We start from the raw sequence: 10,687 nt of genomic DNA on the forward strand, positions 1-10,687 counted from the left end.
GTCATGCTCAGGATGACGGCCAAATCCTTAACTTAATGGCGGTATGCTTTACACCTTCCCACAAACCAATATTATTGTAACTGGGCTTTGGCTTTATCTTCTCTAAACTCTAACCACATTGCGTTTAGTACTGCGAACATACAAGCCAGACCTGTACCCAAAATCCAGGAAAAATACCACATAAACGTCTCCTCAATAAGCTGAATCGTGTTCCAAAACGCTCTTTTCAGTCACTTTACCTCGTAACACCCTATAAACCCATGCGGTATATGCCAGAATAATAGGTAAAAAGATAACTGTTACAATCAGCATAATAAATAAGGTTAAATGACTTGAAGAACTATCCCAAACAATTAAACTGTTTTGCGGATGTGATGAAGATGGAAGTATAAATGGAAACATGCTCACACCAACAGTCGCAATCAAAGTACTGACACTTATCCCACTCAATACAAAAGCAAGTACGTGTTTTTTGGCAAGCATCATGGCCAGAAGCGCAGCAATCAAGCTCAAAAGAGGAACCAGCATGAGCACAGGATAAGCGTGATAATTGCTAAACCAGGCTCCAGGTTTAATAGCTGCAGTTTTATATAAGGGATTCGATGGGCCATCATGAGGCACAATACTGGTTAAAGCATAGCCGTCAATGCCATAATAAGTCCAGAGCCCCATTGCAGCAAATAAAATAACCACAAATAATGCACACCATCTGGCAGCTATTCTCGCTCGTTGCTGCAATACACCTTCTGTCTTTACCTGAATGAAAAATGCTCCATGCATTGCCAGCATTAATACAGATAAAATACCGCATCCCAAAGCATAAGGATTTAATAATTGTAAGAACGTACCGGTATAAAATACTCTTAAGCTTTCATCAAAATAAAAAGGCACTCCCTGCAGCACATTTCCCATGGCAACGCCAAATATCAAAGCAGGGACAAAACCTCCGATAAACAAGGCCCAATCCCAGACGGACCTCCAAATGGGATTTTCCAGCTTCGAGCGGTATTTAAACCCTACGGGCCTGAGGATTAAAGCTAAAAGAATAACAAGCATAGCCAGGTAAAAACCGGAAAAAGATACGGCATATAACGCAGGCCAGGCAGCAAAGATAGCCCCTCCTCCTAAAATAAACCAAACCTGATTTCCTTCCCAGGTAGGCCCAATACTATTAATCAGTATACGTCGTTCAATATCAGATTTTCCGATCCATGGAAGCCACATAGCGACTCCCAGATCAAAACCATCCATCACAGCAAAACCAATCAGTAGAATACCAATCAAGGCCCACCATACAACTCTTAATGTTTCATAATCTAAAGGCATTTGACTCTCCCGAAATTAGTGTTGTATTCCATCTGGACCAAGACGAATGTATTTAACCATTAAAAAGATTTCTACTATGGCCAATACGCTATAAAACAAGACAAACCCTGAAATTGATGTAAGAACTTGCCCCGAAGTTACAGAAGAAGTCCCCATAAAAGTCGGTAATATCCCTTGAACCACCCATGGCTGACGACCATATTCTGCAACAATCCAGCCCATTTCATCAGCTATCCACGGCAATGGAAGTGAAAACAAAGCCATTCTATGATACCAGCGCGATGTCTCCAATTTATGACGTAGTGACAAATAAAAACCAGTGGCAAATAAAAGGATAAAATACAATCCACAAGCAACCATTACCCTGAATGAGAAGAACATAGGCATAACTTTAGGTTTCAAATCCTGTGCCGCCTGATTAATTTGCTCTTCAGTCGCATCAGTTACATTCTCAGTATATTTTTTAAGGAGTAGAGCGTAACCAAGGTTATCATTATGTGCCTTAAAGACTGATTTTGCCTCTTCATCATTTGGATTTTTTTGTAGTTTTTTTAATGCATCATAAGCAATCATTCCATCTTTAATTCTTAATTTGCCTTCATCTATCAGCTCAAGAATTCCTTGCAAAGGCGTGTTAAAAGAACGAGTAGCAATGATTCCCAAAGCAAAAGGAATATCTATAGAATATTTGGTAGTCATTGTTTTTTCATCAGGAATACCAAAAAGAGTTAGCGACGCAGGGGCTTTTTCTGTATGCCACATGGCTTCCATGACGGCCAGTTTCATTTTTTGGTTTTCATTGGTAACATAACCGCTCTCATCTCCTAGTACGACAACGGAAAGAGCAGACGCCAGCCCAAAAGAAACCGCAACAGTCATAGAACGTTTGGCAAAAGCCTTGTTTCTACCACGTAATAAAAAGTAAGCACTAATTGAAAGCACAAACATAGATCCAGTCACATAACCAGCACTAATTGTATGTACGAATTTAGCTTGAGCCACTGGATTAAATATCATGTCATAGAAACTGCTGACTTCCATACGCATCGTTTGATAATCAAAATAAGATCCTACCGGATTTTGCATCCAGCCATTTGCAATAAGAATCCATAATGCAGACAAGTTCGTTCCCAGAGCCAAAATCCAGGTACATGTCATGTGTTGCAGCTTGGACAGCTTATCCCAGCCAAAGAAAAAGATACCGACGAATGTAGCTTCCAGAAAGAAAGCCATCATGCCTTCTATCGCGAGTGGAGCACCAAAAACATCACCTACGTAATGCGAATAATAAGCCCAGTTAGTCCCAAACTGAAACTCCATCGTAAGACCAGTTGCTACACCTAAAACGAAATTAATACCAAATAACAGGCCCCAGTATTTAACCATCTGACGCCAGATATCACGCCCCGTCATCACATAGACCGTCTCCATAACAGCCAGGAGCACCGAAAGCCCCAACGTAAGGGGAACAAACAAAAAATGATATAACGCGGTTAAAGCAAATTGTAAGCGGGATAGATCTACTACTTCACTGACAGGTATCATAAATTCACCTCTTTTTTATTTGAGTGCTTATTGATTGTTCTTCTTTGCCAAGCATCCATTCTTTGGCGTTTGATAATGTTGGATGCATTCCTCTGACACATACATACCATAATAAAAACAATAAAATTGCTTTCACTATCAGGGTTAACGTTATATCTCGGGCATATGTTTTCATAGTGGCGCTCCGAATTTTGAACGCCAACAGTGTACAACAAATTAAAAATATTTTCATTAAGTTCTTGACAATACAAACGATTATCATTATCCTTAACTTTTGTTTTAACGCGCTAATACATTAACATGAAAACACAAACTACTACAAAAAATACTGCCCTTCCAGAATTAATGGATGCAATTGGTTTATTGAAGAATAAAGATGAAGCAATGCAGTTTTTTACCGATTTATGCACTCCGGCAGAACTGGAATCGATGGCAGACCGTTGGCAGGTAGTTCCCCTATTACGCCAGGGAATACCTTATAGGACGATTCATGAACAAACTGGAGTGAGTGTCACAACCATCACTAGAGTAGCTCGTTGTTTAAGTTTTGGGACGGGTGGTTATCAGCTTATAGCAGACAGAATGGAGGAGTTATGAAAAACCGTTTACGCCTTGCCCTACAAAAAAAAGGACGACTAGCAGATGAATCCATCAGCCTTCTTCAACGCTGTGGCTTAAAGTTTCGCATCAAACCAAACGCCCTTCTGACTCATGTAGATAATTTTCCAATAGATCTGCTCTTTGTGCGAGATGATGACATCCCTACTTTGGTATTTGATGATTTATGTGATGGCGGGATCGTGGGTGAAAATGTGCTCTTGGAATCGTCACTAGCCAATCCCAGCAAGCCGTTTAATAAATTATTAGAATTAGGCACCTGTACTTGTCGCCTGTCTATTGCTGTTCCCGAGTCGTTTGATTATCAAGGGCCGGGGAGTCTCGATGGCAAACGGATTGCAACCAGTTATCCTTATCTGCTGAAACAGTATCTCGATGAACGTAAAATTTGTGCACAAAGCCTTGTGTTGTCAGGCTCAATAGAAGTTGCTCCTCGTATGGGCATGGCTGATGTCATTTGTGATTTGGTTTCTAGTGGTCAGACATTGGAAGATAATAAACTTTATGAAGTAGATACAGTACTGCAAAGTCAGGCAGTTTTTATCCAGACCCAAAAACAATTTACCTCAGAAGAACAAGCGTTATTTGACATGCTGACAAGACGCACTCAGGCAGTACAACAAGCCCAGGAACGGAAATATATCGTTTTTCATGCCCCCAAATCAGCCCTTGAACGCATCGCGAAACAGTTACCAGGAGCAGAAGCACCGACCATTCTTCCCTTACCTGGTAATCCAGACAAGGTCGCGGTGCATGTTGTTTCCAGTGAACGAGTGTTTTGGAATACCCTGGAAATGATCCAGGAATTAGGAGCCAGCTCTATTCTTGTGCTCCCCATAGAGAAAATGTTGGAGTAATAAAATGTTATCCATTAAAAACTGGCAGTCATTATCTCAGACAGAAAAAGATCAATGCCTGTCTCGCCCATTACTAACAGACTCAGTGAGCCAGAGAGTTCTGGAAATTTTTACCCAGATTAAAACCTTTGGCGATAAAGCATTATTTGATTTAACGCAAGAGCTGGATGGCGCTCGCCTCGATACTCTCAGAGTAGCTCCGGAAAAAATACGGGAAGCTCAGATTAATCAACAATCCTTCTCTGCAATAAATCAGGCAATTCAAACAATAACCAGTTATCACAACTCGTTATTGCCAGAAAATACAACAATGTCCACAGCCGAGAGCATCGATATTCTGACCACTTACAGACCCATTCAAAAGGTAGGTTTATATGTTCCAGGGGGAAATAAAACCCCGCTCATCTCATCGGTATTAATGCAGGCAATACCTGCACGTGTTGCAGGATGCCCAATCAAGATATTGTGTACCCCTCCGAATGAAACAGGTGAAATTGATAAGCACTTGCTGGTTGCAGCACGGTTATGCGGGATAGATACTATTTATAAAGTAGGTGGAGCGCAAGCCATAGCTGCTATGGCTTATGGGACCGAGAGCATCCCCAAAGTAGATAAAATATTTGGCCCGGGCAATAGTTATGTAACAGAAGCAAAAAAACAGGTGTCAATTGATCCCTATGGTGCTGCTATTGATATGCCTGCAGGTCCCTCTGAAGTGATGATTATGGCTGATGATCAGGCAAATCCGGCATTCGTAGCTGCTGATTTATTAGCGCAAGCAGAGCATGGCGTCGACTCACAAGTTATTCTGATTAGCGACAGCATTGATTTTGCTGCTAAAGTAAATCAAGAATTAGAATTACAATTGACCAATTTATCCAGACAAAACATTATTAAACAATCACTGGCAAAAAGCGTCATTATCGTTTCTGAAAATAAAGAGGAACAATTGGATATTGTAAATAGCTATGCGCCCGAACACTTAATAATCAATAGAATCGATTGTGATTCTTGGACAGATAAAATAAACGCTGTTGGCACCGTATTCCTTGGCCCATGGGCAGCAGAAACAATGGGAGATTACGTGAGTGGCAGCAACCACGTATTGCCAACAAATGGTTTTGCAAGAAATCACAATGGATTGAGTACTATGGATTTCTTAACACGTTTTAATGTGCAGTCAATTAATCAGGAGGGAATCAAAAACCTCGGGCCCGCGGCGATTACCCTGGCTCAATTGGAAGGTTTGGATGCCCACGCGAATGCCGTACAAATCAGAATCAATGCCTTGGAGGTATAAATGTCCATACTTAATTTAATAAGACCCGAGTTATTAAACAGTCCCAATTATGTTCCTGGTGGCGAAGATTCAGAATTCAGATTGCACGCCAATGAACTTCCCTGGAGTCCTGTTGAAATTGATTCGATTAAACTTAATTATTATCCAGATACGCGGTTACAACTAAAGCTTCAAGAGCTATTAGCCACGCGATATGGAGTAAACATGAATCAAATTACCCTTACCAGAGGTAGTGATGATGGTATTGATTTGGTGACACGTTTATTTTTAACAGCCGGTAAAGATGCGTTTATGCAATTTCCCCCAACGTTTCCCATGTATGCATTTTATGTTCGTTTACAGCAGAGTGAACTCATTCAATGCCCTCTGGATCAAAACGCTGATTTCAGCCTTGCGCTAGAAACGATTCAAAGCAGCTGGAAGCCTAATTGCAAAATTATTATGTTCTGCAGCCCTAATAACCCAACAGGAACTTTAATCGATTTGGAACTTATTGCTGCAACCTGTGAATTATATGCTAATCGTGCGGTTGTCGTTGTTGATGAGGCTTATATAGAGTTTTCCTGCGCACAAAGTGCCATCAGTTTGATTCCACGATTTGAAAATCTGGTGGTATTAAGAACCATGTCCAAAGCTGGTGGCTTAGCTGGCCTTCGATTAGGCAGCATCATTGCCCAATCACCAGTGATTGATGCATTTAACAAGATTATTGCTCCCTATATTATTCCCGGCCCGGTTGTATCATTAGCAACACAAGCTTTAAACAATAAAGACTGGTTTACATCAGCAATTACCAGTATTCAGAGTTCTCGCGAAAGCCTTGTAAAGGCACTGGAAGAAAGTTCTGTTATAGACAAAGTATGTCCTACCGAAACAAATTTCGTATTGGTTAAAAGCCAATATGCCAGAGAATTGGCTCTCTGGTTTGCCACAAAAGGAATTGCAGTCAGAGATTTTCCCCCAGCATCTTTATTACACGACCATTTACGCCTTACGGTTGGTGACGAAAATCAAAATCAAATACTAATGGCCGCCCTGGCTTCCTTTTCTAATAATGTTTCAGGATTAAAAGATGCAAAAGATATTGTTTATTGACCGTGACGGCACCTTAATCGAAGAGCCCTTTGATAATCAGGTAGACTCTCTGGATAAAATTAAATTAACTCAAGGGGTCATTCCGGCTCTGTTGCAATTACAAAAAGCCGGTTTTAAATTCATTATGGTATCCAATCAAAATGGAATAGGTACGCCCCTCTTTCCAGAAGAAGATTTTGCTATCTGTCACGAATTCACCCTCGACTTGTTTTCATCGCAAGGAATAGAGTTCGATGAAATTTTTATCTGCCCTCACCTTCCTGAAGATAATTGTTCTTGCCGAAAGCCCAAGACAGGTTTGCTTGATCAATTTTTAAAGAAAAACCCCGTTGATAACTCCTGCGCCTGGGTTATTGGTGATAGAGATACAGACCGAGAGTTGGCAGAGAATATAGGCGTTAACTTTCTCCTTGTATCTAATGAGCACTCATGGCCTAAGATTGTGTCTGCACTATTAAATCGCACTCGTAGTGCTGCAATCACAAGAACCACAAAGGAAACCGCCATTGATTTAAGGCTGACTCTGGATACTGATCAATGCAGTAGCATTAATACGCCTCTGCCCTTTTTTAATCACATGCTGGAACAGGTGGCAAAACATGCTGGGTTTAACCTGTCTCTCCAGGCGACTGGCGACATAGAAGTTGATGATCACCATTTAATTGAAGACACAGCCATTGCACTGGGAGAAGCACTGAAAAAGGCATTAGGCGATAAGTGGGGAATAAATCGTTATGGATTTACCTTGCCTATGGATGAATCGCTGGCTTCAATTGCAATTGATATCAGTGGCAGAAGCTTTTGCGACTTTAAGGGAGAGTTTACTCGCGAGTTTGTTGGAGGAATGGCCACAGAGATGGTTCCTCACTTTTTTAACTCCTTATCCAGTGCGTTGGGTGCAACCATCCACCTCAGTGTAACTGGCACCAATCACCACCATATGATTGAAGCATGTTTTAAATCTTTAGGAAGAGCATTGCGACAAGCCTGTGCGCAAACGAGTGAATCACTACCCACTACCAAGGGGATGCTATGATTGCGATAATCGATGTATGCGGTAACAACCTGACGTCGCTGGGAAACTCTTTGGAGCGATTGGGATTTAAGTACCAGCTAACCCATGACAGCAAAGAAATTCAGCAGGCAAGCCACGTCATTTTGCCTGGAGTAGGAACTGCAGCTTATGGCATGAATGCATTACGAGATTATGGTTTGATAGATGTTCTGGCTCAATTAAATCAACCACTTCTTGGCATCTGCCTGGGCATGCAATTGTTACTTGAATACAGCGAAGAAGGTGGGATAAGCTGTCTGGGATTAATTCCTGGGCGTGCTGTTCGCTTAACAAAAAGTAGTGGTTTTCCTGTTCCCCATATGGGATGGAATCAGCTGAAATGGCAAGGGAATTCACCTTTACAACAAGGATTAAGCGAAAAAGACTCCGTATATTTTGTTCATAGCTTTGCCTTAAAAGAGAATCCATATGCAGTGGCAAAATGTACTTATAGCGAAGAGTTTACCGCAATTATTAACAAAAAGAATATATATGGAATGCAATTCCACCCTGAGAAATCAGCCGAAGTCGGCATGAAATTACTCAGCAATTTTTTATCTTTGGAGGCTGTATGCTGATTATACCCGCTATCGATTTACAAGACGGAGCTTGTGTACGATTAAAACAGGGACAATTTGATCAACTCACCCAGTTTGATGTTTTGCCCATCGAGCGCGCATCCTACTTTGCAGGAATAGCTGCCAAACGTCTGCATGTAGTCGATTTGGATGGTGCACGCATGGGAGCCATGCAGCAGTTACCACTGATTTGCTCCATGCAAAATACTGGCATTCCCGTTCAGGCTGGTGGGGGCATCAGGACGTTAGAGCAAGCACGGCAATGTATTGATGCAGGGATCAATCAATTGGTTATTGGAAGTATTGCTGTTTCCAACCCGAAGTTGACTAGCGACATCATTCAGGAAATAAAACCAGAACACATTATTTTAGCCATTGACGTTCGAATTGAAAACCAGATCCCTATCCCCGCTATTAATGGATGGCAGATGAATTCTCAAAGCACTCTTTGGGAAGTGGTAGACAATTACCAGCAACAAGGAATAAAGCAGATACTCTGTACGGATATTGCTTGTGATGGAATGATGTCGGGCCCTAACTTTGATTTGTATCAGCAGGCAGTAGAACGCTTTCCCAATATATTCTGGCAAGCTTCTGGAGGGATACGAAACAGAGAAGACATTGCAGTTCTTGATGCACTGGGGATTTCTGCTGCGATTCTGGGGTTAACGCTGTACCAAGGTAATTTTGACCTGGTGGAATGTTTAAAAGAATATGAATTATAAGCGTATAAATCCTGTATTACGCGATGCTAATACAGGCTAAGGTACACTGTCACTAAGATAATAAGGGCATTAGTTTATGTTAACAAAACGCATTATCCCTTGCCTTGATGTACGAGATAATCAGGTCGTCAAAGGGGTCAAGTTTCGTAATCACCGGATTATTGGTGACATCATCCCATTAGCTGCCCATTACTCAGATTCCGGAGCTGATGAACTGGTATTTTATGATATTACTGCCAGCAGCGATCAGCGTTCGGTCTCTCCATCCTGGGTTAATCAGGTCGCAGCCACAATCAATATTCCATTTACTGTCGCGGGAGGGATTCGCACAATAAATCAAGCCAAATCAATACTTAATGCAGGAGCCGATAAAGTATCAATCAACAGTCCCGCATTGGAACACCCTATGCTGATTAATGACTTGAGTGCTCAATTCGGCACGCAATGTGTCGTCATTGGTATTGATAGTCAATGGATAGATAATGATTATTATGTGTATCAATATACTGGCAATGAAAGCACCTGCATGAACTCCAGACGCAAAACAAAAGAATGGATAAAAGAGGTTCAGGACAGAGGTGCAGGAGAAATTGTCCTTAATTGCATGCAATCAGATGGTGTGCGCTCAGGATATGATCTGAATCAACTACAAGAAATGCAAGAGCTCTGTCAGGTGCCATTAATTGCTTCTGGAGGAGCAGGTTCCGCGGAAGATTTTGTTAACGTTTTTCAAGAGTCTCAAGTAAGTGGGGCCTTGGCGGCAAGTGTTTTTCATGACAATCTGCTGACAATAAAAGCGGTAAAAGCGGCTCTTCAGGCACAAAATATAGAGGTACGAATATGAGTAATTTGGATATAAACACCCTGGATTGGCAAACAATGGATGGCCTATTACCAGCCATCATTCAAAATGCCCAAAACGGCCAGGTCCTAATGTTGGGCTATATGAGCAAAGAATCCTTGTTGATCACTCAAAACAGTGGACAACTTACTTTATACAGCCGCAGCAGACAAAGCTTATGGCGTAAAGGTGAAACCTCGGGCAATAGTATGAACGTACAACACATCAGTACTGATTGTGATAAGGACAGTCTGTTAATTCACGTGTTACCTGCTGGACCAGCTTGTCACCTGGGATACATCAGTTGTTATCAGCCTGAATATAATAGCACCCTTGGTTTTCTGGATGGCTTAATTGAATTAATTAATCAGCGAGCAAAAGCCCAGAATACGAACAGTTATACGGCTCAATTACTTAATTCCGGCATCAATAGATGCGCTCAAAAAGTGGGAGAAGAAGCTGTTGAAACGACAATTGCAGCAGTGACACACCATAGAGAAGAATTGATTAATGAAACAGCTGATCTGATGTTTCACTTATTGGTTTTATTAAAAGCCTGCGAATTGAGTTTTTATGATGTGTTGCAATGCTTACAGGACAGGGATAGATCCACTCATACCTGATTACCCGCGTCCATGGCCTATTCCAACATACCGGACTTGTCTTTGTCTCTTGAGCACATCTCTTCAAGAGGCAGCTACACGTTTATAGGAACGTGTGTTTCTGGATCAAGCTACATGATGGGCGA

General features: G+C 41.5%; 13 protein-coding genes. 9 read left to right on the forward strand and 4 right to left on the reverse strand.

From position 1 onward, the window contains the following. Window positions 1–71: 71 nt before the first annotated feature. The 4 genes from cydX to cydP are packed head-to-tail and all read right to left on the reverse strand — an operon-like array spanning window position 72 to window position 3,046. The gene (gene cydX, locus Q0495_RS07705) at window positions 72–182 is read right to left on the reverse strand and encodes a cytochrome bd-I oxidase subunit CydX (RefSeq protein WP_298624661.1); all 111 of its coding nucleotides are present in this window, start codon (window positions 180–182) and stop codon (window positions 72–74) included. A 10-nt stretch (window positions 183–192) separates the two neighbouring features. Further along, window positions 193–1,326, reverse strand: coding sequence for a cytochrome d ubiquinol oxidase subunit II (cydB, locus tag Q0495_RS07710; protein WP_298624662.1), 1,134 nt, complete (start codon window positions 1,324–1,326; stop codon window positions 193–195). 15 nt (window positions 1,327–1,341) lie between these two features. Continuing rightward, window positions 1,342–2,871 (reverse strand): cytochrome ubiquinol oxidase subunit I, encoded by a 1,530-nt coding sequence (locus Q0495_RS07715; protein ID WP_298624664.1) that lies wholly within the window; start codon window positions 2,869–2,871, stop codon window positions 1,342–1,344. A 4-nt stretch (window positions 2,872–2,875) separates the two neighbouring features. After that, window positions 2,876–3,046, reverse strand: coding sequence for a cytochrome oxidase putative small subunit CydP (cydP, locus tag Q0495_RS07720; RefSeq protein ID WP_298624666.1), 171 nt, complete (start codon window positions 3,044–3,046; stop codon window positions 2,876–2,878). A gap of 125 nt (window positions 3,047–3,171) precedes the next feature. Here cydP and Q0495_RS07725 point away from each other — a divergent pair, with 125 nt between their 5' ends. From Q0495_RS07725 to hisIE, 9 genes are all read left to right on the forward strand, one after another. Continuing rightward, entirely contained in the window at window positions 3,172–3,468 is a 297-nt protein-coding gene (locus Q0495_RS07725) for a YerC/YecD family TrpR-related protein (protein ID WP_298624668.1), read from the forward strand. After that, window positions 3,465–4,346, forward strand: a complete 882-nt coding sequence (gene hisG, locus Q0495_RS07730; RefSeq protein WP_298624670.1) for an ATP phosphoribosyltransferase — start codon at window positions 3,465–3,467, stop codon at window positions 4,344–4,346. The genes Q0495_RS07725 and hisG overlap by 4 nt, the downstream gene beginning before the upstream one ends. 4 nt (window positions 4,347–4,350) lie before the next feature. Then, window positions 4,351–5,646, forward strand: a complete 1,296-nt coding sequence (hisD, locus tag Q0495_RS07735) for a histidinol dehydrogenase (RefSeq protein WP_298624672.1) — start codon at window positions 4,351–4,353, stop codon at window positions 5,644–5,646. Further along, complete coding sequence (gene hisC / locus Q0495_RS07740) at window positions 5,647–6,741, forward strand: histidinol-phosphate transaminase (protein WP_298624673.1); 1,095 nt, start codon at window positions 5,647–5,649, stop codon at window positions 6,739–6,741. It abuts the gene before it with no gap. After that, a complete protein-coding gene (hisB, locus tag Q0495_RS07745; RefSeq protein ID WP_298624675.1) occupies window positions 6,719–7,777 on the forward strand; it encodes a bifunctional histidinol-phosphatase/imidazoleglycerol-phosphate dehydratase HisB in 1,059 nt (352 codons plus the stop codon). Before hisC ends, hisB begins: the two co-directional genes overlap by 23 nt. Further along, window positions 7,774–8,373 (forward strand): imidazole glycerol phosphate synthase subunit HisH, encoded by a 600-nt coding sequence (hisH, locus tag Q0495_RS07750; protein WP_298624677.1) that lies wholly within the window; start codon window positions 7,774–7,776, stop codon window positions 8,371–8,373. The genes hisB and hisH overlap by 4 nt, the downstream gene beginning before the upstream one ends. Further along, window positions 8,367–9,098: a 1-(5-phosphoribosyl)-5-[(5-phosphoribosylamino)methylideneamino] imidazole-4-carboxamide isomerase gene (locus Q0495_RS07755; protein WP_298624679.1), complete on the forward strand. Its 732-nt coding sequence runs from the start codon at window positions 8,367–8,369 to the stop codon at window positions 9,096–9,098. Before hisH ends, Q0495_RS07755 begins: the two co-directional genes overlap by 7 nt. Before the next feature lie 76 nt (window positions 9,099–9,174). Further along, a complete protein-coding gene (gene hisF, locus Q0495_RS07760; protein ID WP_298624681.1) occupies window positions 9,175–9,942 on the forward strand; it encodes an imidazole glycerol phosphate synthase subunit HisF in 768 nt (255 codons plus the stop codon). Further along, window positions 9,939–10,562: a bifunctional phosphoribosyl-AMP cyclohydrolase/phosphoribosyl-ATP diphosphatase HisIE gene (gene hisIE, locus Q0495_RS07765; protein WP_298624682.1), complete on the forward strand. Its 624-nt coding sequence runs from the start codon at window positions 9,939–9,941 to the stop codon at window positions 10,560–10,562. The genes hisF and hisIE overlap by 4 nt, the downstream gene beginning before the upstream one ends. The last annotated feature ends 125 nt before the right edge of the window (window positions 10,563–10,687 follow it).

Source organism: uncultured Legionella sp. (assembly GCF_937871865.1).
Classification (GTDB): Bacteria; Pseudomonadota; Gammaproteobacteria; order Legionellales; family Legionellaceae; genus Legionella.